At 41.0% G+C, this 22,823-nt stretch carries 22 protein-coding genes and 1 pseudogene; 20 read left to right on the top strand and 3 right to left on the bottom strand.

The window, feature by feature from the left end; all coding sequences use genetic code 11:
* Positions 1–129 precede the first annotated feature (129 nt).
* The 16 genes from mvk (at position 130) to ACPC57_RS09330 (ending at position 16,542) form a co-directional block, all read left to right on the top strand.
* Positions 130–1,065 (top strand): mevalonate kinase, encoded by a 936-nt coding sequence (mvk, locus tag ACPC57_RS09405; protein WP_434066835.1) that lies wholly within the window; start codon positions 130–132, stop codon positions 1,063–1,065.
* A complete protein-coding gene (mvaD, locus tag ACPC57_RS09400) occupies positions 1,058–2,113 on the top strand; it encodes a diphosphomevalonate decarboxylase (protein ID WP_434066834.1) in 1,056 nt (351 codons plus the stop codon). The genes mvk and mvaD overlap by 8 nt, the downstream gene beginning before the upstream one ends.
* Positions 2,085–3,176, top strand: coding sequence for a phosphomevalonate kinase (locus tag ACPC57_RS09395; RefSeq protein ID WP_434066833.1), 1,092 nt, complete (start codon positions 2,085–2,087; stop codon positions 3,174–3,176). Before mvaD ends, ACPC57_RS09395 begins: the two co-directional genes overlap by 29 nt.
* Positions 3,173–4,264 (top strand): type 2 isopentenyl-diphosphate Delta-isomerase, encoded by a 1,092-nt coding sequence (gene fni, locus ACPC57_RS09390; protein WP_434066832.1) that lies wholly within the window; start codon positions 3,173–3,175, stop codon positions 4,262–4,264. Before ACPC57_RS09395 ends, fni begins: the two co-directional genes overlap by 4 nt.
* A 104-nt stretch (positions 4,265–4,368) precedes the next feature.
* The gene (locus ACPC57_RS09385) at positions 4,369–4,635 is read left to right on the top strand and encodes an ACT domain-containing protein (RefSeq protein ID WP_024397024.1); all 267 of its coding nucleotides are present in this window, start codon (positions 4,369–4,371) and stop codon (positions 4,633–4,635) included.
* Between the two features lie 16 nt (positions 4,636–4,651).
* Positions 4,652–5,989, top strand: coding sequence for a PFL family protein (locus tag ACPC57_RS09380; RefSeq protein WP_130554691.1), 1,338 nt, complete (start codon positions 4,652–4,654; stop codon positions 5,987–5,989).
* A 70-nt stretch (positions 5,990–6,059) separates the two neighbouring features.
* A complete protein-coding gene (locus tag ACPC57_RS09375; RefSeq protein WP_434066831.1) occupies positions 6,060–6,755 on the top strand; it encodes a histidine phosphatase family protein in 696 nt (231 codons plus the stop codon).
* Positions 6,756–6,851: 96 nt separating this feature from the next.
* Positions 6,852–7,175, top strand: a complete 324-nt coding sequence (locus ACPC57_RS09370; RefSeq protein ID WP_217374194.1) for a PadR family transcriptional regulator — start codon at positions 6,852–6,854, stop codon at positions 7,173–7,175.
* Entirely contained in the window at positions 7,165–7,662 is a 498-nt protein-coding gene (locus tag ACPC57_RS09365) for a DUF2812 domain-containing protein (protein WP_434066830.1), read from the top strand. Before ACPC57_RS09370 ends, ACPC57_RS09365 begins: the two co-directional genes overlap by 11 nt.
* 162 nt (positions 7,663–7,824) lie before the next feature.
* The gene (hrcA, locus tag ACPC57_RS09360; RefSeq protein WP_434066829.1) at positions 7,825–8,868 is read left to right on the top strand and encodes a heat-inducible transcriptional repressor HrcA; all 1,044 of its coding nucleotides are present in this window, start codon (positions 7,825–7,827) and stop codon (positions 8,866–8,868) included.
* 140 nt (positions 8,869–9,008) lie between these two features.
* Positions 9,009–9,530 carry a nucleotide exchange factor GrpE gene (gene grpE, locus ACPC57_RS09355; protein ID WP_434066828.1) on the top strand — a complete coding sequence of 174 codons (522 nt, stop codon included), beginning with the start codon at positions 9,009–9,011 and terminating at the stop codon, positions 9,528–9,530.
* An 87-nt stretch (positions 9,531–9,617) separates the two neighbouring features.
* Positions 9,618–11,441, top strand: coding sequence for a molecular chaperone DnaK (gene dnaK / locus ACPC57_RS09350; RefSeq protein ID WP_434066827.1), 1,824 nt, complete (start codon positions 9,618–9,620; stop codon positions 11,439–11,441).
* Positions 11,442–12,107: 666 nt separating this feature from the next.
* Positions 12,108–13,244, top strand: coding sequence for a molecular chaperone DnaJ (dnaJ, locus tag ACPC57_RS09345; RefSeq protein WP_434066826.1), 1,137 nt, complete (start codon positions 12,108–12,110; stop codon positions 13,242–13,244).
* 75 nt (positions 13,245–13,319) lie between these two features.
* Complete coding sequence (locus tag ACPC57_RS09340) at positions 13,320–14,777, top strand: amidase (RefSeq protein WP_434066825.1); 1,458 nt, start codon at positions 13,320–13,322, stop codon at positions 14,775–14,777.
* A 120-nt stretch (positions 14,778–14,897) separates the two neighbouring features.
* Positions 14,898–15,773 (top strand): transporter substrate-binding domain-containing protein, encoded by an 876-nt coding sequence (locus ACPC57_RS09335; RefSeq protein WP_434066824.1) that lies wholly within the window; start codon positions 14,898–14,900, stop codon positions 15,771–15,773.
* A gap of 97 nt (positions 15,774–15,870) precedes the next feature.
* Positions 15,871–16,542 (top strand): ABC transporter permease subunit, encoded by a 672-nt coding sequence (locus ACPC57_RS09330; RefSeq protein WP_252562366.1) that lies wholly within the window; start codon positions 15,871–15,873, stop codon positions 16,540–16,542.
* A gap of 348 nt (positions 16,543–16,890) precedes the next feature.
* Here ACPC57_RS09330 and ACPC57_RS09325 read toward each other — a convergent pair whose 3' ends face one another.
* The 3 genes and pseudogenes from ACPC57_RS09325 to ACPC57_RS09315 all read right to left on the bottom strand — a co-directional run.
* Positions 16,891–18,762, bottom strand: coding sequence for a heavy metal translocating P-type ATPase (locus tag ACPC57_RS09325; protein ID WP_434066823.1), 1,872 nt, complete (start codon positions 18,760–18,762; stop codon positions 16,891–16,893).
* Between the two features lie 211 nt (positions 18,763–18,973).
* Positions 18,974–19,432: a Fur family transcriptional regulator gene (gene perR / locus ACPC57_RS09320; protein ID WP_217374187.1), complete on the bottom strand. Its 459-nt coding sequence runs from the start codon at positions 19,430–19,432 to the stop codon at positions 18,974–18,976.
* A 108-nt stretch (positions 19,433–19,540) separates the two neighbouring features.
* Positions 19,541–20,110: pseudogene (locus tag ACPC57_RS09315) on the bottom strand (B3/B4 domain-containing protein); the annotation flags it as partial.
* Between the two features lie 119 nt (positions 20,111–20,229).
* On the opposite strand from ACPC57_RS09315, the gene truA reads away from it, so the two are divergent.
* From truA to ACPC57_RS09295, 4 genes are read left to right on the top strand one after another with little or no spacing between them, the layout of a single operon-like run.
* Positions 20,230–20,979, top strand: coding sequence for a tRNA pseudouridine(38-40) synthase TruA (gene truA / locus ACPC57_RS09310; protein ID WP_024397064.1), 750 nt, complete (start codon positions 20,230–20,232; stop codon positions 20,977–20,979).
* Positions 20,969–21,730 (top strand): bifunctional hydroxymethylpyrimidine kinase/phosphomethylpyrimidine kinase, encoded by a 762-nt coding sequence (locus tag ACPC57_RS09305; RefSeq protein ID WP_434066822.1) that lies wholly within the window; start codon positions 20,969–20,971, stop codon positions 21,728–21,730. The genes truA and ACPC57_RS09305 overlap by 11 nt, the downstream gene beginning before the upstream one ends.
* A complete protein-coding gene (locus ACPC57_RS09300; protein ID WP_130555425.1) occupies positions 21,720–22,205 on the top strand; it encodes an ECF transporter S component in 486 nt (161 codons plus the stop codon). Before ACPC57_RS09305 ends, ACPC57_RS09300 begins: the two co-directional genes overlap by 11 nt.
* Positions 22,186–22,749, top strand: coding sequence for a TIGR01440 family protein (locus tag ACPC57_RS09295; protein ID WP_217375183.1), 564 nt, complete (start codon positions 22,186–22,188; stop codon positions 22,747–22,749). Before ACPC57_RS09300 ends, ACPC57_RS09295 begins: the two co-directional genes overlap by 20 nt.
* Positions 22,750–22,823: the final 74 nt, after the last annotated feature.

Raw genomic sequence — 22,823 nt, 5'->3', positions numbered from 1 at the left:
CTAGAAATAGCAAACAAATTCTTTTTCATATAATCTCCTAGAAAGCAGTCGGCGATAGTCGGCTGTTTTCGTGTCTTCAATTCTTTTGTAAAAATGGTATAATAGAACTGATTGTATAAGGAGAATAAAATGTCGGCAATAGGAAAAGCATCTGGGAAAATTATATTGATGGGCGAGCATTCAGTGGTTTATGGACAGCCGGCGATTGCGATGCCTTTTTCTGCTGTAGAAATTATTGCCAAAGTGACAGCTCAGGGAGAGGCTCTGAGTGTCGACTGTGATTTTTATAAGGGCCTTGTCCATAAGATGCCCAAAATATGGGAAAGCCTCAAACATGCTATACGATTTTCACTACATCGTATCGGAGCGCCAACAGATCCGGCCATTCACATTAAAATTAGCTCGACTATTCCTGCTGAAAGGGGAATGGGTTCAAGTGCAGCGGTGGCAGTTGCTGTAGCACGGGCTCTATTTGCGCATTATGAAAAAATATTGACCGATAAGGAGTTGTGGGAAATAGTTCAATCCTCGGAAAAAATAGCTCATGGGAATCCTTCGGGAATAGACGCAGCAACCACAAGTGGTAAGTCACCTGTCTTTTTTATTAAAAATCAGCCTATAGAGCCACTAGAACTCAAACTCAGTGCCTATCTAGTAGTGGCAGATACTGGTGTGACAGGAAATACCTTAGAAGCTATTTCAGATGTCGCGGATTTGTTGGAGAAAAAGCCAGAGGCGATGAAGTTTGTTGAGGAACTCGGAAGCTTAGCGAAACAGGCTAAAGAAGACTTAGCCACTGACCAAGCTGAGCTTCTAGGAAGTAAAATGAATCAAGCTCATGTCCTTCTGCAAGAATTAGGTGTATCTGATCCCAGTCTTGATCAGCTAGTACGCATTTCTCAAGAGTCCGGAGCACTTGGAGCTAAATTAACTGGTGGTGGTCGAGGAGGTTGCATGATTGCATTGGCAAAAAATGCAGACGATGCTCAAAAAATAGCTCAAACATTAAACCAAGCTGGTGCTCGCCAGACATGGATACAATATTTAGGAGAAATCAATGACTAAAAAAATAGGAATTGCCCGCGCCCATACAAATATCGCTTTGATTAAATACTGGGGGAAACGAGATAAGGAGCTATTTTTACCTATGAACTCCAGTTTGTCCTTGACACTTGATGCTTTTTATACGGATACAAAAGTTGTTTTTGACTCAGAATTGACAGGTGACGAATTTTATCTCAATGGAAATGTACAAAATGAAAAAGAAATTTTAAAAATTTCTCGATTTTTGGATTTATTTCGCGAATATATAGGTGAAGGGAATTTTGCTCGCGTTGAAAGTCTAAATTTTGTTCCAACTGCTGCTGGTTTGGCAAGTTCTGCATCGGCCTTTGCGGCTCTAGCACTTGCAACGGCAACTGCTTTACATCTCGATTTGTCACCAGCTCAGCTTTCAACCTTTGCACGGAGAGGGTCTGGGTCAAGCACACGTAGCCTATTTGGTGGCTTTGTCGAGTGGGATATGGGTACTGGATCTGAAGATTCCATGGCTCGGCCAATTGATGATGCTGACTGGGACATTGCCATGATTGTCTTAGCTGTAAATACCGGACCTAAAAAAATTGCAAGTCGAGAAGGAATGGACCATACAGTAGCTACTTCGCCTTTCTATTCCGCTTGGGTGGAGACCGCCCAATCAGATTTGGCAGATATCAAAGAGGCCATTGCTAATCGTGATTTTGAGAAACTTGGTCAAATTACAGAACACAATGGTATGAAAATGCATGCAACAACCCTTTCCGCGAATCCCCCTTTTACCTATTGGACGGCAGATAGTTTGCTTGCTCAAGAGGCTGTTCGTCAGGTTCGTGAAAAGACTGGTTTGTCAGCATATATGACGATGGATGCTGGACCAAATGTTAAAGTTCTCTGCCGTGAAAGTGAGATGGATGAATTTGTCAATGAACTATCTCAGATTTTTCCAAGAGAAAAAATCATTACCAGTAAGCCAGGTCCTGCTGCCTATATTTTAAGCGAGGAAGAGTGGCACGCATCACAAAAAAAATTTGAAAAGAGTTTAGAACATGAAGGTAGTGACCAAGGTTCCAGGTAAATTGTTTTTGGCTGGAGAATATGCGGTGGTGGAGTCAGGAAACCCAGCAGTGATAGCAGCAGTTGACCGTTATTTAACGGTTAGTATTGAGTCGGCTGAAAGTGGAATGATTCACTCTACCCAGCAGTCTGATATGTTTTTAACATGGTATCGCACAAATGAACAGATTCTTGTTTCGGAAGAAAATCCTTATCAGATTGTCTTGACAGCTTTACAAGTATCAGAAGAATTTCTGCGTGAACAAGGGATACCATGTCAAGGCTACTACAGTGTAACGATTCAATCAGAATTGGATGACCAAGATTCTGGGACTAAATATGGTCTAGGTTCATCAGGTGCTGTAACGGTTGCTACTGTTGAAGCTATACTGCTCTATTATGGTTACGAATTGGATCCTTTATTGGTTTTCAAATTGTCTGTGTTGACTCAGGCAAGATTGAATATGACGGGCTCGCATGGAGATTTGGCGGCGTCTAGTTTTCGCGGGCTTGTCGCATACTATTCTCTTGATAAATCCTGGTTGTCGGAGCAGATGTCTGTGCAAGGTTTGAGTAATCTTCTTGCAAGTGATTGGAAAGATTTGCAGATTAAGCAGATTGGGTTGCCTGCACCATTGGAATTACTAGTTGGTTGGACAGGATCTGCTGCATCGACAACGCATCTAGTATCACATATGGAGAGCAAAAAAACACAGCAGTCTAAGGAAGAAATATATTCCCAGTTTTTGAATGATTCCAAAGTATGTGTAGAGCAGTTGATATGGGCTTGCCAAAATAGAGATATACCTTGTATAAAACAGGCCGTTACTCGCAATCGCTATTTATTGCGAAAATTTTCGGAAGATATGAGTCTGACCATTGAAACTCCTTTGTTGACGGAACTTTGTGATAGTGCAGAAGCAAATGGTGCCGTAGCAAAGTCATCAGGAGCGGGAGGTGGCGACTGTGGTATTTGTTTAGTTGACAGCCAAGAGCAAAAAGAAGCTATCCAAATTATTTGGGAGCAGGCAGGAATTTTTCCACTTCCCTTAACGATTGCAGAAAGAAATAAGGAGAGAATATGATCTATCAACGAATTGAAGGATTAAACCGTAAAGATCAGCATGTTGCATTAGCTGATTTGCAATATAATGATGAATCTGCAGCGGATTTTGCCCAAACACGATTTGTTCACCATTCATTACCTGAAATGGCGATTGAGGATGTTTCAATAAAGACACAGGTAGCAGGCTTAGAGTTTGACAGACCATTTTTTATTAATGCTATGACAGGCGGGAGTGAAAAAACAGGTCAAATCAATCAATTGCTGGGAATTATTGGTCATGTCAGTAAAATCGCAATTGCTTCTGGGTCAGTGAGTGCAGCGATCAAGGATCCAAGTGTAGCAAAGACATTTTCGGTCTTGCGTCGTGAAAACCCACATGGTATTATCTTTGCAAATTTAGGTGCTCACCATGATGTTGAAAGTGCTAAACGCGCAATTGATCTCTTAGAAGCTAATGCTATTCAAATTCATATCAATGCTCCTCAAGAGATAATTATGCCAGAAGGTGATCGCGATTTTTCAATGTGGTTGAAGAATATTGAGTCGCTTGTAAGAGGCTTAGAGGTTCCTGTTATTGTTAAAGAAGTTGGTTTCGGTATGAGTCGTGAAACCATAGCGCAATTGAAGTCAGTCGGAGTGGAAACAGTTGACATCTCTGGTACAGGTGGGACAAACTTTGCTAAGATTGAGAATGCGCGCCGCATTTTTCAAGAGTTTACATATTTGGAAGGATGGGGTCAGTCTACGGTTGAATCGTTGATAGAAGCAGCTAGTCTTCCAATCGAACAGCGTCCAGCGATTATAGCGTCTGGAGGAATAAAAAATCCATTTGATATTGTGAAATCACTTGCCTTGGGAGCTGATTTAGTCGGATTATCTAACCGTATCTTACAATATGTAAAAGATGGTAAAATGGACCAAATGGAGAAGGCTTTTTATGATTTGTCGGTTATGAACGGTGAAATTCGTGATATTATGACTCTCCTAGGTGCAAAAGATATTGCATCGTTGAGGAAGACAGATCTTATCTTGCCTGCATCTGTACAACATTGGTGTCAAGCGCGTGGTATTGACTGGCAGTTGTACGGTCAACGTTCTAAAAAATAGATGAATGTTAGTAAAGAACGGATATTCTGTCCTTTTTTTAAACATTTCTTTCGTTTTTATCAGATTTGTGGTAGAATAATAAAAAATTATATCGAGGTAAACAAATGAAAGCAATTATTACAGTTGTTGGTAAAGACAAATCGGGTATTGTAGCTGGTGTAGCAGGAAAAGTTGCAGAATTAGGACTGAATATTGATGATATTTCTCAAACCGTTTTAGACCAGTATTTCACAATGATGGCCTTGGTATCTGCCGAAGAAAAGAAGGACTTTACGAAGCTTCGTGCAGAATTGGAAGCTTATGGTGAGGCTTTAAACGTTAAAATCAATATTCAAAGTGCAGCTATTTTTGATGCGATGCACAATTTATAAGGAGAGTAATTTTTATATGGATATTAGACAGGTAACTGAAACGATTGCCATGATCGAGGAACAGCACTTCGATATTCGGACGATTACTATGGGGATTTCTCTTTTAGATTGTATTGATCCTGACATTGAAAAAGCTGCTGAGAAAGTTTATTCTAAAATTGTGACCAAGGCAAAGAATTTGGTTTCGGTTGGGGATGAAATAGCAGCAGAATTAGGGATTCCTATTGTCAATAAACGTGTGTCTGTAACGCCGATTGCCTTAATTGGTGCGGCGACTGATGCGACAGATTATCTCCCATTGGCTCATGCTTTGGACAAGGCAGCTAATGAAATCGGAATTGACTTTATCGGAGGTTTTTCAGCCCTTGTTCAAAAAGGCTATCAAAAAGGTGATGAAATTCTGATCAATTCCATTCCACAAGCCTTAGCACAGACTTCAAAGGTTTGTTCATCGGTTAATATCGGTTCGACAAAGTCCGGTATTAACATGACTGCTGTGAGAGATATGGGAAGAATCATCAAGGAAACAGCCGAAGCTTCTGAGATGGGTGCTGCTAAGTTGGTGGTTTTTGCGAATGCGGTTGAAGATAATCCGTTTATGGCTGGCGCTTTCCATGGTGTTGGTGAGGCAGATGTCGTTATTAATGTGGGTGTTTCTGGGCCAGGTGTAGTAAAGCGTGCTCTGGAAAAAGTCCGCGGGGAGAGCTTTGATGTAGTAGCTGAAACAGTGAAGAAAACAGCCTTTAAAATAACTCGTATCGGTCAGCTAGTGGGCAATATGGCGAGCGAACGTTTGGGTGTCAAATTTGGTATCGTTGACCTCTCACTTGCTCCAACACCTGCTGTCGGGGACTCTGTTGCGCGTGTCTTGGAGGAAATGGGATTGGAAACCGTTGGCACACATGGAACAACAGCTGCACTAGCTTTACTAAATGACGCGGTGAAAAAAGGTGGCGTTATGGCTTGTAACCAAGTAGGTGGTTTATCAGGCGCATTCATTCCTGTATCTGAAGATGAAGGGATGATTGCAGCGGTACAAAGTGGATCGCTCAATCTTGAAAAATTAGAAGCTATGACTGCGATTTGTTCTGTCGGTTTGGACATGATTGCTATTCCAGAAACGACTCCAGCTGAAACCATTGCAGCAATGATTGCAGATGAGGCAGCCATTGGGGTAATTAATCAAAAAACAACAGCAGTCCGTATTATCCCATTAGGCAAGGAAGGTGATTTGATCGAATTTGGAGGTCTTCTAGGAACAGCTCCTGTTATGAAAGTTAACCAAGCATCTTCTGTTGATTTTATCAACCGAGGTGGTCAGATTCCTGCGCCAATTCATAGTTTTAAGAATTAAAAAACGTAGACCGATTGCCCAAACAGTCGGTTTTTTTGTTATACTATTAAGAAATGATAAGGAGAATACTATGGCAGACGTAAGATTATACATTTCCCGTCATGGAAAAACGATGTTTAATACAATTGGTCGGGTACAAGGTTGGTGTGATACGCCTCTTACCAAAAAGGGAGAAGAAGGTATTCGTGAGTTAGGGCTTGGACTGAAAGATACCGGAGTCGATTTCAAATTAGCTGTGTCAAGCGACTTGGGACGAACAGTTCAAACGATGACCATTGCTTTGCGGGAATTGGAAAAATTAGGGAAAATTCCATATTATCAGGATAAACGCATTCGAGAATGGTGTTTTGGTAGTTTTGAGGGTATGTATGATGCAGAACTATTTCAAGGAGTTCTTCCTCGCTTGAAAGGAACTGTGGATACGAATGGAATGTCATTTGCAGAAATAGCGACAGGGATTCAAGAAGCAGACACAGCTGGTTGGTCTGAATCATGGGAAGTGCTTAGCAATCGTATTTTGACAGGTTTTGAATCTATTGCTCAAGACTTGGAAAAGCAAGGTGGAGGAAATGCCTTGGTTGTTAGTCATGGTATGACGATAGCCACACTCGCTCATCTACTCGACCCAGAGAGGGGGGCAGATGTTGTATTGGATAATGGCTCAATTACAGTTCTCAAGTATGAGAATGGCTCATTCACCATTGAATCATTTGGGGACATGTCCTATCGCCAACGAGGAGCAGAATTAATAGCTCAAGGGAAATGACGAAAGAATCAGAGTTTCATCTCTGATTTTTTCTTGACATATATATCGAGATGCTATATATCGAAGTGCGATATATAGCATTGCGAAAGGAGTCTTATGAATGACAAATTAAAACGAGTCTATGTTCCCATGACAGAGACAGCCTTCTATATTCTCTTTCATTTACAGCAGGAACGACATGGTTACGATATTACACAGAAGACTAAGGAAGTCACGGCAGGTCAAGTCGTGATTAGCCCCGGAACCATGTACGGCACCCTATCGAAAATGGAAAAGGATGGCTTGATTGCCTTTGTCAGAGAAGAAGACAAGCGAAAGTTTTACCAAATAACAGCAACAGGTCGAGAAATTCTAGATATAGAATTGGCTAGAATTGAACGACTTTATCGAAATAGTAAGGCGGAAAGTTATGGAAACTAAGATAGAATGTAAAGTATTTTTTATCACAGATTTTGAACAGGAAGCGGCTTATCTCACAGGCATGCACAATGCGGGGTGGAAATTGGTCGCAATCCGAATGGGGATGTGGTATATATTTGAAGAGTGCCCACCAGAAAATGTGGTCTATCAACTGGATTTTCGGCCAGAAAAGAAGGAAGAGCAATCGGTTTATGAACAGATGTATCGTGACTATGGTTGGGAACATGTCACAGATTGCAATCACTTCGGTATCTTTCGAAAAGCTGGAGTAGGAGATACAGAATTATACAGTGATTTAAAGACCAAGAAGGCTATGGTAGGACGCATTTTCAAAAGGCGTTATCTCCTGAGTTTGGCTATATATTGTTTGACTTTGCCGACCTTTCTTATCCACAGTCCAATCTTGGCTGTAGTTATTTCCTCTATCTACTTGCCCCTCTTGACCGTACTTGGCCTGCGTTTTTATCGTATGGTAAAGAGTAACTAGGTCCTCAGACTGATTTTTAGCACTCTAAGCAAAAGAGTGCTAAATTTTTGTCTTTTTCTCTTGACAATTCATTTTTTCAGCGTATAATAGGAGTATATAGTTTAGCACTCATTATAAGAGAGTGCTAAAAATGAATATATCATTCTCATGAAAGGAGCGAAGATGATTACCCAACGTCAAAATGATATTTTGAATCTGATTGTTGAATTGTTTACGCGCCATCATGAGCCAGTTGGTTCTAAGGCTTTGCAGGGGATGATTTCTTCTAGCTCAGCAACGATTCGAAATGATATGGCTAAGTTAGAGCAATTAGGCCTTTTGGAAAAAGCACACACGTCTAGTGGACGGATACCGAGTCGAGCTGGTTTTCAATATTTTGTAAATCATTCACTGAATTTAGAGAATTTAGAGTATATTGACGAGGAAGATGTCTATCAGATAGTTAAGGCTTTCGATTTTGAAGCTTTTAAACTAGAAGATATATTGGAGCGGGCCAGTCAGGTTTTAGCAGATTTGACAGAATACACATCAGTTATTTTAGATGTGGAGCCGACCAGTCAACAGTTGACTTCCTTTGACATAGTACAGCTAAGTAATCACGATGCTTTGGCAGTTTTGACACTAGATCAGTGCAAGCCAGTCACTGTCCAATTTGCGATTCCGAAGAACTTTTTATCAAGGGATTTGGAAGTACTAAGACGCCTAGTTGATGAACGATTTGTTGGACAGACAGTTCTGTCTATTCACTATAAACTGCGGACGGAAATACCTCAAGTGGTACAGCGATACTTTACTACAACGGACAATGTCTTAGATTTGATGGATTACATTTTTTCCAACTTATTTCAAGAAACAGTCTTTATTAGTGGCAAAGTTGCTTCGCTAACTTATGGAAATCTTGCTACCTACCAATTATTGGATAGCCCACAACTTCTGGCGTCAGAACTACGACAAGGATTGGCACCGAATCAGCAGTCCAGCATTGTGATAGCCGAGCACAGAGATTCAGCTCTTGCAGACATAACGGTGATTCATCATCGCTTTCCTATCCCCTATCGGGGTATGGCTCAGATGAGTTTGCTTGGTCCTATTGACATGGACTATCGTAGGCAGATGAGTATAATCAACATCATCAGCCGCGTCCTATTTATGAAATTAACTGATTACTACAGATATTTAAGTAGTAATCATTATGAAGTCAATTAAGATGTGACGGCGTGAAGGAAACGATTGAAAAATAGGAGATTGACGCGGTGTCATCAGACGCAAGGAAATCTATCTTTTTTCTGAGTTTCTAGCCCGAACTCAATTCATTATTTGTCAAAGTAATAATAGAAAATGAAGAGGTGAACAACTTGTCAGAAGAAATCAAAAATGAAGAAATCGTAGAAGAGGTTGAAACAACAGAAGAAGTTGTGGAAACTCCTGAAAAATCAGAATTGGATTTGGCAAATGAGCGTGCAGAGGAATTTGAAAACAAATACCTCCGTGCCCACGCTGAAATGCAAAATATTCTACGTCGCGCGAACGAAGAACGTCAAACTATTCAACGTTACCGTTCGCAAGATTTAGCTAAGAAAATCTTGCCAAGCTTGGATAACTTGGAACGTGCCCTTCAAGTCGAAGGCTTGACAGAAGATGTCAAAAAAGGCTTGGAAATGGTACAGGAAAGCTTGATTCAAGCCCTCAAAGAAGAAGGGGTGGAAGAAGTCGCTACAGATGTCTTTGACCCAAATCTTCATATGGCTATTCAAACAGTCCCAGCCACAGACGACTGCCCAGCAGAACACATCGCACAAGTATTACAAAAAGGCTACAAGTTGCATGAACGTCTGTTGAGAGCGGCTATGGTGGTGGTATCAGAATAGTCGCTCTGCTATTTTCCAAAAAAGAAACCTGACCGAGATGTCGTTAAACTAATTGAAAAGAAAGTAAATTAAAAAGAGGTAAATCATATGTCTAAAATTATCGGTATTGACTTAGGTACAACAAACTCAGCAGTTGCAGTTCTTGAAGGAACTGAACCAAAAATCATCGCAAACCCAGAAGGAAACCGCACAACTCCGTCTGTTGTGTCTTTCAAAAATGGTGAAATCATCGTTGGTGATGCGGCAAAACGCCAAGCAGTAACCAACCCAGATACTATCATCTCTATCAAATCAAAAATGGGAACTTCTGAAAAAGTTTCAGCAAACGGTAAAGAATACACACCACAAGAAATCTCAGCTATGATTCTTCAATACTTGAAAGGCTACGCTGAAGAATACCTTGGTGAAAAAGTAACTAAAGCTGTTATCACTGTTCCTGCTTACTTCAACGATGCTCAACGTCAAGCAACCAAAGATGCTGGTAAAATCGCTGGTCTTGAAGTAGAACGTATCGTCAACGAGCCAACTGCAGCAGCCCTTGCTTACGGTTTGGACAAGACTGACAAAGATGAGAAAATCTTGGTATTCGACCTTGGCGGTGGTACTTTCGACGTGTCTATCCTTGAACTTGGTGACGGTGTCTTTGACGTACTTGCTACAGCAGGTGACAACAAACTTGGTGGTGACGATTTTGACCAAAAAATCATCGACCACATGGTTGCAGAATTCAAGAAAGAAAATGGCATCGACTTGTCAGCAGACAAAATGGCTCTTCAACGTTTGAAAGATGCAGCTGAAAAAGCGAAGAAAGATCTTTCAGGTGTCACTTCAACTCAAATCAGCTTGCCGTTTATCACTGCAGGTGCAGCAGGTCCGCTTCACTTGGAAATGACATTGACTCGTGCAAAATTTGACGAATTGACTTACGATCTTGTAGAACGCACGAAGACTCCAGTTCGTCAAGCCCTTTCAGATGCAGGCCTTAGCTTGTCAGAAATTGACGAAGTGATTCTTGTCGGTGGTTCAACTCGTATCCCAGCTGTTGTAGAAGCTGTTAAGGCTGAAACTGGTAAAGAGCCAAACAAATCTGTAAACCCTGACGAAGTCGTTGCTATGGGTGCGGCAATCCAAGGTGGTGTTATCACTGGTGATGTGAAAGACGTTGTCCTTCTTGACGTAACACCATTATCACTTGGTATTGAAACAATGGGTGGTGTATTTACAAAACTCATCGAGCGTAACACAACTATCCCAACTTCTAAATCACAAGTCTTCTCAACTGCTGCAGACAACCAGCCAGCCGTTGACATCCACGTGCTTCAAGGTGAGCGCCCAATGGCAGCGGACAACAAGACTCTTGGTCGCTTCCAATTGACTGACATCCCTGCAGCACCTCGTGGTATTCCACAAATCGAAGTAACATTTGATATCGATAAGAACGGTATTGTTTCTGTAAAAGCTAAAGACCTTGGTACACAAAAAGAACAAACCATCGTTATCCAGTCTAACTCAGGTTTGACAGAAGAAGAAATCGACCGCATGATGAAAGATGCAGAAGCAAACGCTGAAGCAGATAAGAAACGTAAGGAGGAAGTGGATCTTCGTAACGATGTTGACCAAGCAATCTTTGCGACTGAGAAAACTCTTAAAGAAACTGAAGGCAAAGGCTTTGACGCAGAACGCGACCAAGCCCAAGCAGCTCTTGATGAGTTGAAAGCAGCCCAAGAAGCTAACAACTTGGACGACATGAAGGCTAAACTTGAAAACCTCAACGAAAAAGCTCAAGCACTTGCTGTTAAAATGTACGAACAAGCTGCTACAGCTCAACAAGCAGCACAAGGTGCTCAATCAGCTGATTCATCAAACAACAATGGTGATGACGTTGTTGACGGTGAATTCACTGAAAAATAAGATGTGAGAGCGTTAAAAGAACGACAGAAAAATAGGAACTTGACGCTGAATGCTTGCATTCAAGGAAAGTTATCTTTTTTCCGAAGTTCTTAGCTCGAACTCAGTTCTCATCTTCTCGAGAATAGAAATTCAGAAACGAGCAGTTGGTCCGGGGATTGTTTTATCCCGAGCCACGGAATTCTTCACTAGGCTTTGTTAGCTCTCCTCGATGAACTCTAGTTCAATCTTCGTCCACTTGCCTAGCCTAGTCTTGAATTTTTTTGAGTATCTAGAATTTGGAAAGTTATCTTTTTTCCGAAGTTCTTAGCTCGAACTCAGTTCTTATCTTTTCGAGAATAGAAATTATTCTTCAATAAAATTTCCAATCACAGAGGTTGCAACCCAGCCTCTGTTTTTGGGTAAATAGCATTCTAACTTTTACAGAATTGAATACGCCTAGGACTCTGTGAAAAAAGATAAACTTTGCTTAGATGCGAGGCATCGTCGGATAGTTTCCTATTTTTCTTTGAGTCGCTTAACGGCTTAATATCTTCATAGAAAGGAAAGTGTTCGTAATCGAACACGGGCTACGGACTGTGCCAAAAAGATAGTTTTTCCTAGGACGATGTCGTCCTGCGTCAAAACTCCTATTTTGGCTATGTCCGCTTAACGCCCTTGGTATCTTATATGAACAATACAGAATTTTACGATCGTCTGGGCGTTTCTAAGGATGCTTCTCAGGACGAGATAAAAAAAGCATATCGGAAGCTTTCAAAAAAATACCATCCAGACATTAATAAGGATCCGGGTGCGGAGGATAAATATAAGGAAGTTCAAGAGGCTTATGAAACTTTGAGCGACCCTCAAAAACGGACTGCCTATGACCAATATGGTCCTGCAGGAGCCAATGGTGGCTTCGGTGGTGGAGCAGGTGGTTTTGGTGGATTTGATGGAGCTGGTTTCGGCGGTTTTGAAGATATCTTCTCAAGCTTCTTTGGTGGAGGCGGTACAAGCCGTAATCCTAATGCACCTCGTCAAGGGGATGATTTGCAGTATGTAGTCAACTTGAAATTTGAAGAAGCGATTTTTGGTGTGGAACGAGAAATTTCCTACAATCGTGAAGCAACCTGCCGGACCTGTTCAGGTTCTGGTGCAAAACCTGGAACTAGTCCAGTAACCTGTGGTCGCTGTCATGGTTCTGGTGTCATTAATGTGGATACACAAACACCTCTTGGAACCATGCGTCGCCAAATAACTTGTGATGTCTGTCACGGTCGTGGGAAACAAATCAAAGACCCATGTACGACTTGTCATGGTACTGGTCGTGAAAAACAAGCTCATACAGTAACAGTTAAAGTTCCTGCGGGTGTTGAATCAGGTCAACGTATTCGTTTGGCAGGTCAAGGGGAAGCTGGTTTTAATGGAGGTCCTTATGGAGATCTTTATGTAGTCATCCAGGTTCAAGCCTCAGACAAGTTTGAGCGTGAGGGAACAACGATTCACTATAAATTGAATCTGAACTTTGTTCAGGCAGCTTTAGGTGACACTGTTCATGTACCAACTGTTCACGGTGATGTTGACTTGGTTATTCCAGAAGGTACCCAGACTGGTAAAACATTCCGTCTAAAAGGAAAAGGTGCGCCTAGCATTCGTGGTGGAGCGATGGGCGATCAGTATGTTACCGTCAATGTTGTGACTCCGACAGGATTAAACGATCGTCAAAAAGCCGCTCTAAAAGAATTCGCCAGAGCTTCGAATATTGATGTAAAACCACAGAAAAAAGGCTTCTTTGATAAAGTAAAAGATGCACTTGATGACTTATAATTGGAAAAATCAGTAAGGAATACTTGCTGATTTTTTCTATCCATGTTACCCTTAAAGGGAGAAGTGAGGTAACAAATGGAATTTAAAGATGCGACAGCCATGTCCCAAGCAATTAGAGAAAAACGAATTTCTTCAAGAGAATTAGTTGAGGATGCGATCCAAACCATTGAGAAATTGAATCCTCTTTATAATGCTGTTGTCTCAAAACAGTATGAAACTGCCTTAGCTGAAGCAGATAACCTTGATCGTCATGGTGATGAAGATAAACCATTCTTGGGTGTTCCTCTCCTATTGAAGGATTTGGGGCAAAATGAAAGTGGTCAACCTTCTACATCTGGATCACGATTGTTTAAAGCTAGCATTGCTAGCCAAACAGATTATTTTGTACAAGCCCTTAAAAATATGGGTTTCCTTATCTTGGGGCGCACAAACACACCTGAATTTGGTTTTAAAAATATTTCTGATTCAAATCTTCATGGACCTGTAAGGTTACCACTTGATAGGACACGAAATGCAGGAGGGTCTAGTGGTGGTGCAGCTGCAGCAGTTGCTTCAGGAATGGTCTCAATTGCGGCAGCTTCTGATGGAGGAGGATCCATTCGAATTCCTGCTTCATTTAATGCCTTGATTGGGCTCAAACCAAGTAGAGGACGAGTTCCTGTAGGACCTTCTTCCTATCGTGGTTGGCAGGGTGCTTCCAGCAATTTTGCATTGACCAGATCGATAAGAGATACCAAGCGCCTTCTTTTTCACTTACAAACCTATCAGGTTGATGCTCCCTTTCCACTTGCTCCTTTAGTCAAAGATTCCCTGTTTTGTCCGATGACAAAGCCGATTAAAATCGCTTTTAGCCTTCAATCTCCAATTGGAACGTTGGTTTCAAACGATGCAAAAGATGCTGTTATCCAGCTTTTACCACAATTAGAGGCGCTTGGATACGAGGTGGAAGAGCTAAAAACACCAATTTTAGATGGCATTGAGGTGATGAAAGCCTATTATATCATGAATAGCGTGGAGACTGCCCAAATGTTTGACGATATTGAAGCATTTATCGGACGGCCGATGACGGTGGAGGATATGGAACCAATGACATGGGCTATCTATCAAAGTGGACAAACTATTCCAGCAAAACTTTACTCTAAAGTCTTGCAAGATTGGGACCAATACAGTGCAAAAATGGCAACTTTTCATGAATCCTATGATCTATTGTTGACACCAACAGTAGCAGATGTTGCACCAACCTTAGAGCAATTTATTCCCACAGATCAGATGGTAAATCGCTTATTGCATTCGCAAGAATTATCAATGTCGGAACAACAACAGTTAATTTGGGACATGTTCGAGGATAGTTTAGCATGGACACCGTTTACCCAACAAGCCAATATTACAGGTCAACCATCAATCAGCTTACCAACCTACCACACTAAAAATGGGCTACCAATCGGTGTTCAATTGACAGCTGCAAAAGGAAGGGAAGATATCTTACTTCAAGTGGCTGAAACTCTGGAGGTCTCAAAGTGTTGGGAAATGTAAGGGAATACATTTTTCGGTTCAATTATTTGCAAAAACGATTTCTAAATGTTAACCTATAAAAGTTGGTGAGGTAACACCTAAAAAAGATTATAGGGGCAATGGCTCCAAAGGAGATTGTTTATGTTGAAAAAAGTTTTAGCCTCAGCGCTTCTGGTTTCTGCTCTAGCATTGTCAGCATGCTCGAGTAGTAGTTCGAACACAAATAGTTCCTCTGCTGAACAAACGCAGTGGGAAAAAGTGCAAGAAGCTGGTGTATTGAAAGTAGCAACACCAGGTACTTTGTTCCCAACGTCATACTATAATGATAATAAGGAACTAGTTGGTTATGAAATTGACATGATCAACGAAATCGGTAAGCGATTGGATCTTGAAATCGAATATCAAGAAATTGGTGTAGCAGAAGCATTCACTGCTGTAGATAGTGGCAAGGTAGATATTTCTGTGAATAACTTTGATATATTAGAAGCACGTAAGGAAAAGTACAACTTCTCTATCCCTTACAAGTATTCAGTTGGCGGCTACATCGTTCGTGAAGATGGATCTTCTGGTATTGAAGCTGCAGACTTAAGTGACTGGGCTGGTAAAAAAGCAGGTGGTGGAGCTGGTACTCAGTATATGAAAATTGCTGAGAAACAAGGTGCAGAGCCAGTTATTTATGACAATGTGACAAATGATGTGTATCTCCGCGATGTATCGACAGGTCGTACAGATTTTATTCCAAATGACTACTTCACTCAGGTTATGGCGATTCAATGGGTGAAATCGAACTTCCCGGACATTAAAGTAAAAATGGGAGATGCCCAATACAACCCAACAGAACAAGGGATTGTGATGAGCAAATCCGATGATAGTTTGAAAGAAAAACTGGATGAAACCATAGAGGCTATGAAAGCAGATGGGACCTTAAAAGCTATCTCTGAGAAATACTATGGTGGTCAAGACTTGACAGTGCCAGTTGAAAATGCGGATGAATTGCCAGTTATCGATGTAGAGTAATTCTCAATGAAAATCAAAGTAGCTAACCTTCAACAATCTTGTCGATGTTGATCATTGTTAAGTTTCAATTTAAGGTTTTAAGAAAAGAGAGGAAAAGATGAATATCAATTGGCAGGCAGTATTTAATGCAGAAATTGCATGGGAGGCAATCCCGCAGATTCTGGAAGGCTTACCTTATACACTTTCCCTGTCATTGATTGGATTTGCATTAGGAACTTTTTGTGGCTTTTTCGTCGCATTGTTACGAATGTCCAAGATTACCCCATTACGCTGGTTAGCTATGCTGCATATCTCACTCATGCGTGGCATCCCACTTATGGTTCTTCTCTTCTTCATTTACTTTGGTCTCCCATTTATGGGAATACAATTGGATGCAATTTCTGCCTCTATCATTGCCTTTACCTCTATGTCTAGTGCCTATATTTCTGAAATTATTCGTGCATCTCTTTCAGCAATAGATAAAGGACAATGGGAGGCAGCAAAGTCGCTTGGCTTGAGAACAAACGTGATTTACCGAAAAATCATCATTCCTCAAGCCTTTCGGATTGCTCTTCCACCTCTAAGTAATGTTTTATTAGACATGGTGAAGAGTACTTCCCTAACTGCTATGATTACGGTTCCGGAGATTTTCAATAAGGCAAAAATTGTCGGAGGAGCCAAGTCTGATTATATGACAGTCTATATCTGTGTGGCTCTTATCTACTGGATTATTTGTACCCTCTATGCGGTTGGACAAGTCCATTTAGAAAAACGATTAGCAACCTATTAATATAAAATATGAAAAATCCCTAGTAAATACGCATGTTTTACTAGGGATTTTTTATAGACATTTGAATGAATACTCTTCGAAAACCAAAATTATCTTTTATCAAGAGCCTTAATGAGTGAAAAGCTCCAGCGGAGCTTTTCAACCTATTACCTTGAAACAAGAAAGTAATAGAGCTCTGTCTTCTGCTCAATGACGAGAACACAATTCTCTATATTTTCCAGCCTTCAACTGTTTCCCAGATAGTTGAAGCTAGACTACTTTTGATTTTCATTGAGTATAACTTTGATGAGTCGTTACTTTCGGCCTGCACCTCAGTTCCTTGTTTGAAAGCTAATTTATTCAACTATGCTATTTAAAATACAGGAGTCTCAGTCCATTCAAAATCACAAGAATTGTGGAGCCTTCATGACCAACTACTCCGAGTGGGAGATTAATTGATTGGAAGAGGTTAGAGATGATGAGAACTGCGATGACTGAGAGGGCAAAAATGATATTTTGTTTGATAATTCCACGCATTTTTTTAGATAGGCGGATAGAATACGGAATCCGAGTCAAGTCTTCCATGAGAACAATATCCGCTGATTCCATCGCAATATCTGTACCGCTTCCCATAGCGTAGCTGACATTAGCTTGAGCAAGAGCTGGGGCATCGTTAATCCCATCTCCAACCATACCAACGGAAGCAAACTCTTTTTGCAACTCTTGGATGATTGAGGCCTTATCGGTTGGTAGGCAATTGGCAATGACGCGTTCGATACCGACTTGACTAGCTACATATCGAGCTGTCTTTTCTTGGTCCCCAGTTAGGAGTATAGGCGTTACTCCCATGTCCTTCAATTGACTTATCAGGGTTTTAGTCTCTGGTTTTACACGATCCTCAATAAAAAAGATAGCCATTAGTTGATCGTTTTGGCTGACATAGACCAACGTTTTACCCGTGCCTTCTGCTTGATCAATGTGTTTAATCAAGTCAGTAGAAAGTGGTTTGACCAGCGTTTCTACCACAAAGCCATATTTACCGATTTTCCAGCGATTTCCCTCGTACTCGGCTTCCAATCCTTTACCAGTTAGGTCTTTAAGGTTTTGGAGGACAATAGAGGAGCTGTCAACGGTATAGTTCTGAAGAGCTTGAGCGATAGGATGGCTAGATTGTTTTTCAACTGCTTGAACAATTTCATTGATTAGGTTTTCATCGCCAAGATAGGTTGCCCCGACAACTTCTGGTTTCCCAATGGTTAATGTACCTGTTTTATCGAAAACAATGGCTTCTAAATTTGCGATGTTATCCGCAATATCACCGCCTTTGATAATCATGCCCTTGCGCGCCGCACGGCTTATGGCAGAAAGTGTCGCAGGTGAAGAGCTAGCGACCAGTGCACATGGGGATGTAATGGTTAACAGAATCATACCACGATAGAAGGAATTCAACCAGTCCCATCCTAATGCAAAGTGTACAAAGAGAATGAAAATGGGAACTGCTACAAGTACAACTTTGACATAGGTATCTTCCATATTTTCAATGAAAGTAGCCGTTTTAGACTTTGATTCCTGTGCATTTTCAACCATCTGAACAATTTTGTCAAACAAAGCATCACCTTTTTCAGCTGTAACTTGAACGGTGACAGTTGGACCTTGGTTAATGGTTCCGCCGATAACTGTGGCGCCCATCAATTTTTCAGCAGGCAAAGGCTCACCAGTAATCATTGACTCATCAAAAATAGATTGATTGCTCATCAACCGTCCGTCCAAGGGAACAGTGTCCCCTTTACGAACCTGTAAGAAATCACCTATGTGAATATCTGCTGTTTCTAAAACTGTAATGTCCCCATTCTCTTCGATTTTACGAGCTGTGGGTGGTGTCATGTTCATCAGTGAAGCGATGGCATTTCTACTTTTTTCCATCGCCAATTCTTCCAAAGTATTTGAAAGAGAGAAGATAAAGATGAGAAGTGCTCCCTCCATCCAGTAACCAATAATACCAGATCCAATAGCAGCTAAAATCATCAGAACATCAACTGATAAATGTTTATCAAAAATAAGTTCAGAAAGACCATCTTTAGCGGACTGATACCCACCGATTAGAAAAGCTAGAATGAATGCTGGTGCAGCAAATGGTTCTAGATCAATCTGAAGTAACAAGACACCAATCAAAATAAAGAGTAGGCAAAGACTGGTCGTTAGAATATGTATATTGTTTTTAAAAAGGGTTATTAGTTTCATAATCGTAGTTCCTTAATTAGAATAATTATTATTTATGATTTAATTATACCGGTTATAATTAAATTGTCAAGCTTAATTATAATGATTATAAATAACAAAATTCTGATAATTCTAATATTTTCGGCAAAGATGATTGGTGAAAACAAAAAACAAACATCATTACAATGCTTGTCTGAATGAGAAGTGCGATTCGGTCACTTCACTATTTTTTTTAAAGCTGTTGGCATTCTGGACAAATTCCATAAATAGATAAGACTTCTTTAGTTATTTTATAGCCAGTTTGCTCATGTGCTTCTTTCTTGAGGCTAGGAATTTCCACATCCATAAAGTCCGTGATTTTTCCACATTTTTCACAAATAACATTGAGGTGTTCGTGTCCCATGAAATCATAGTAGGTGGTAGTGTCATTTGCACGTTTCAGTTCAGTAACAAAACCTTCTTCTAATAAAACCTTGAGGTTATTGTATACTGTCGCTAAGCTCATATTCGGATAGTTAGGTAAAAGATCCAAATAAATCATCTCCGCACTAGGATGATCGTCGCTTTCAATGATATAGGCAACAACAGCTTTCCTGGTTTCGGTTATCCGAATTCTTTTTTCTTTCAGATGTTGAATAACATGTTCAAAGGCGGTCTGGTGTTCTGCATTAAGATGAGAGTGTAATTCCATTCGTACCTCCTCCCCTCTTTAAGAATAATTCTAATCAAGTGAATTTCATTATAATCCTTTTTACAAGAGGTGTCAACGATGGACTCGGTTGTGGACGAAGTGAGCAACCTAATTTATTGTAATGCGCGGTTCCTGAAGTGTTACGATTTGTTGTTCAACAGAGGCACCTAGGTGTAGAGTAGCTGCTTGTTGAATAAAGTCCAGAGCTTCTCGAAATGCTTGTTCTCTACTGTCATCGAGTAGTTCAATCACCAAGAAGGCATTTTGTGTCTGATTGGTAATCATAGTGCGCTCCCCATCACGCCAATTAAAACAGCGGCAGAAGGCCCCCGCATCATCTTTATAACAGAGTTCACCAGGAAGTGTTGGTTGGTTGCAGTCGTCTCCAATCAGATAAAATTCATCCCCGCCATCGGTGATTGTCAGCTGCAAATCTCCCACAAAACGGTCCATGTCTTCAGCTCCTACGGGGAGGGCATATCGGAGGCTGGCTGCGTTGTAAATTTCTACTACTAGGGGATTGACGCTACGGATAGGCGTTCCGCCACTAGGTCGTTTCAGCAGTGCTTCAATACTAAAACGAGCCCTTTTCTTAGTTTTAAATGCTTGATAGGCTTTTCGATAAGTTTGAATTACTGCATTGTCGCTAAAAACTTCTTCTGTTAAATAAGACTGCGCAATAGGAATACTCTCTTGGAGTTAATCTGATTTTGATTTTCATTGAGTATTAATCTGTGATAGGACAGTTGAGTTTTTTTTGTATTGTTCATCCTACACACCTATGCTACAATCAGAACATGACAAGATATAAAGCAATTATTTCCTACGATGGGCATGATTTTTCTGGTTTTCAACGTCAGCCTCATGCTCGGACAGTTCAGGAAGAAATCGAGAAAACCTTGAAACGGTTGAACAGTGGGCACTCAGTAACAGTGCATGGTGCAGGTCGGACAGATGCAGGTGTGCATGCTTATGGCCAGGTGATACATTTTGACTTGCTGGGGACTCGAGATGAGGAAAGGCTTCGCTTTGCCCTAGATACGCAAACTCCGGAGGATATCGATGTGGTCAAGGTGGAGCAGGTAGCGGATGATTTTCATTGTCGTTATGCCAAACATAGTAAAACTTACGAATTTCTAGTGGATATCGGTCGACCTAAAAATCCCATGATGCGGCATTATGCTACCTTTTATCCTTATGATCTGGACCTTTCTTTGATCAGAGAAGCCATCAAAGACTTAGAGGGGACACATGATTTCACTGGTTTTACAGCTTCTGGGACTTCAGTAGAAAATAAGGTGCGAACCATCACGTCTGCAACACTAGAATATGACCAGCGACGACAATTTTTGATTTTTACTTTTTCGGGCAATGGCTTTTTATATAAGCAGGTTCGAAATATGGTGGGCACCCTCCTAAAAATTGGGAATGGTCGCATGCCTGTTCACCAAATCAAGAGAATTTTGGAAGAAAAAAATCGCGATTTGGCTGGACCTACTGCTGCTGGTAATGGCTTGTATTTAAAGGAGATTATTTATGAAGACTAATTATATTTTGGCGCTTTCAGGTAATGATATTTTTAGCGGTGGTGGACTCCATGCAGATTTAACAACCTATACTGTTCATAAATTGCATGGCTTTGTTGCCGTCACCTGTTTGACAGCTATGACAGAGAAGGGATTCGAAGTATTTCCTACGGATTCGACTATTTTTGCTCATCAGCTTACTAGCTTGAAGAACGTTCCGTTCTCAGCAATTAAGATTGGACTTCTTCCAAATGTTGAAATTGCAGAGCAGGCTTTGGAAGTCATTCAGGCCCACCAAGATATTCCTGTGGTGCTAGATCCTGTTTTTGTCTGCAAGGAAACGCATGATACAGAGGTTAGCCAATTACGTGACGAACTTTTGAAATTTTTCCCATATGTGACCATTATCACTCCAAACTTGGCAGAAGCTCAGCTATTGATTCAAAGAGACATTCAAACTGTCGAAGAAATGAAGCAGGCAGCGCGTGATTTGTACCAGTTAGGGGCTAAACATGTGGTGATTAAGGGTGGTAATCGTTTAGACAAAGATAAGGCAATAGATGTTTATTATGATGGGCAAACGATTGAGGTGTTGGAATCACCAATTTTGACCAGTAATAATGTCGGTGCGGGCTGTACCTTTGCTTCAAGCATTGCCAGTCAACTTTTACTTGGCAAGAATCCTTTAGAGGCTGTTCGGTTATCGAAAGAGTTTGTCTACCGGGCAATCGAGACGTCTGATGAGTATGGGGTGGTTCAATATGAGAAATAAGAAAACACAGGATGTAGTTTTGTTAGCGATTTTGACGGCGCTTAGCCTGGTTTTGGCCTTTATTCATGTGCCAACTCCAACAGGTTTTGTTACGCTATTGGATGTAGGTATTTTCTTTACAGCCTTTTATTTGGGCAAGAAAGAAGGAGCGATTGTTGGAGGTTTGTCAGGTCTCCTGATTGATTTTCTGTTAGGTTATCCACAGTGGGCTTTCTTTAGTCTAGTTTTTCATGGCGCACAAGGTTATTTTGCTGGTTGGAAAGGTAAGAAACAGCTGATTGGTCTTGTTTTGGCGACTGTATCCATGGTTGGCGGCTATTTTGTAGCATCTAGTTTAATGTATAATGTTGCAGATGCTGTAACGGGTCTTGTAGCAAATATCTTGCAAAATGTAGTAGGTCTTGTTCTGGGATATTTACTAGCTCAGGCGGCAGAAAGAATTGGTGCAATAAATGATGTCTTTAAACGAAATTAAACAACAAACCCAGCAAATTGTCGAGGAAGTCTTAGAACTTAGCAATCTTCAAAAAGGGCAGATTTTCGTATTGGGTCTGTCCTCTAGTGAAGTAATCGGTGGACATATCGGCAAAAACTCTAGTCTGGAAGTCGGTGAGGTGATTGTTGAAACGATTTTGGATATTCTGGAGCCAAAGGGTATGTATTTAGCAGTCCAAGGTTGTGAACACCTCAATCGTGCCTTAGTCGTGGAGAGAGAATTAGCAATTCAGAAAGACTTGGAAATAGTAAATGTCTTGCCTAGTCTTCATGCGGGTGGTTCTGGACAGCTGGCAGCTTTCAAGTATATGAAAGATCCAGTAGAAGTGGAATTTATTACTGCTCAGGCAGGCGTGGATATCGGTGATACGGCTATCGGCATGCATATCAAACATGTGCAGGTTCCAGTTAGACCAATACTTCGGGAAATTGGGCAAGCCCATGTTACGGCGCTTGCTAGCCGACCAAAATTGATTGGTGGAGCTCGTGCAGCGTATGTAGAGGATAATATACGGAAAAATTGAGGCTGGGCAAAAACTAGCTTCTCACAATAAAAAAACGAGCAGTTCCAATTAGGAGTTGCTCGTTTTCCACTTCA

Source organism: Streptococcus sp. VTCC 12886 (assembly GCF_049893425.1).
Classification (GTDB): domain Bacteria; phylum Bacillota; class Bacilli; order Lactobacillales; family Streptococcaceae; genus Streptococcus; species Streptococcus suis_AA.
The sequence above is the reverse complement of the archived record's forward strand: the minus strand, read 5'-3'. Positions and strand labels throughout refer to the sequence as shown.

Coding starts and splice junctions, on each gene's coding strand:
- ACPC57_RS09300 (WP_130555425.1), top strand. CDS start 21,720: ATGAGAAATAAGAAAACACAGGATGTAGTTTTGTTAGCGATTTTGACG.
- ACPC57_RS09330 (WP_252562366.1), top strand. CDS start 15,871: ATGAATATCAATTGGCAGGCAGTATTTAATGCAGAAATTGCATGGGAG.
- ACPC57_RS09325 (WP_434066823.1), bottom strand. CDS start 18,762: ATGAAACTAATAACCCTTTTTAAAAACAATATACATATTCTAACGACC.
- truA (WP_024397064.1), top strand. CDS start 20,230: ATGACAAGATATAAAGCAATTATTTCCTACGATGGGCATGATTTTTCT.
- mvk (WP_434066835.1), top strand. CDS start 130: ATGTCGGCAATAGGAAAAGCATCTGGGAAAATTATATTGATGGGCGAG.
- ACPC57_RS09305 (WP_434066822.1), top strand. CDS start 20,969: ATGAAGACTAATTATATTTTGGCGCTTTCAGGTAATGATATTTTTAGC.
- fni (WP_434066832.1), top strand. CDS start 3,173: ATGATCTATCAACGAATTGAAGGATTAAACCGTAAAGATCAGCATGTT.
- mvaD (WP_434066834.1), top strand. CDS start 1,058: ATGACTAAAAAAATAGGAATTGCCCGCGCCCATACAAATATCGCTTTG.
- ACPC57_RS09340 (WP_434066825.1), top strand. CDS start 13,320: ATGGAATTTAAAGATGCGACAGCCATGTCCCAAGCAATTAGAGAAAAA.
- dnaJ (WP_434066826.1), top strand. CDS start 12,108: ATGAACAATACAGAATTTTACGATCGTCTGGGCGTTTCTAAGGATGCT.
- ACPC57_RS09295 (WP_217375183.1), top strand. CDS start 22,186: ATGTCTTTAAACGAAATTAAACAACAAACCCAGCAAATTGTCGAGGAA.
- ACPC57_RS09395 (WP_434066833.1), top strand. CDS start 2,085: ATGAAGGTAGTGACCAAGGTTCCAGGTAAATTGTTTTTGGCTGGAGAA.
- ACPC57_RS09370 (WP_217374194.1), top strand. CDS start 6,852: ATGAATGACAAATTAAAACGAGTCTATGTTCCCATGACAGAGACAGCC.
- dnaK (WP_434066827.1), top strand. CDS start 9,618: ATGTCTAAAATTATCGGTATTGACTTAGGTACAACAAACTCAGCAGTT.
- hrcA (WP_434066829.1), top strand. CDS start 7,825: ATGATTACCCAACGTCAAAATGATATTTTGAATCTGATTGTTGAATTG.
- ACPC57_RS09375 (WP_434066831.1), top strand. CDS start 6,060: ATGGCAGACGTAAGATTATACATTTCCCGTCATGGAAAAACGATGTTT.
- ACPC57_RS09365 (WP_434066830.1), top strand. CDS start 7,165: ATGGAAACTAAGATAGAATGTAAAGTATTTTTTATCACAGATTTTGAA.
- ACPC57_RS09380 (WP_130554691.1), top strand. CDS start 4,652: ATGGATATTAGACAGGTAACTGAAACGATTGCCATGATCGAGGAACAG.
- perR (WP_217374187.1), bottom strand. CDS start 19,432: ATGGAATTACACTCTCATCTTAATGCAGAACACCAGACCGCCTTTGAA.
- ACPC57_RS09335 (WP_434066824.1), top strand. CDS start 14,898: ATGTTGAAAAAAGTTTTAGCCTCAGCGCTTCTGGTTTCTGCTCTAGCA.
- ACPC57_RS09385 (WP_024397024.1), top strand. CDS start 4,369: ATGAAAGCAATTATTACAGTTGTTGGTAAAGACAAATCGGGTATTGTA.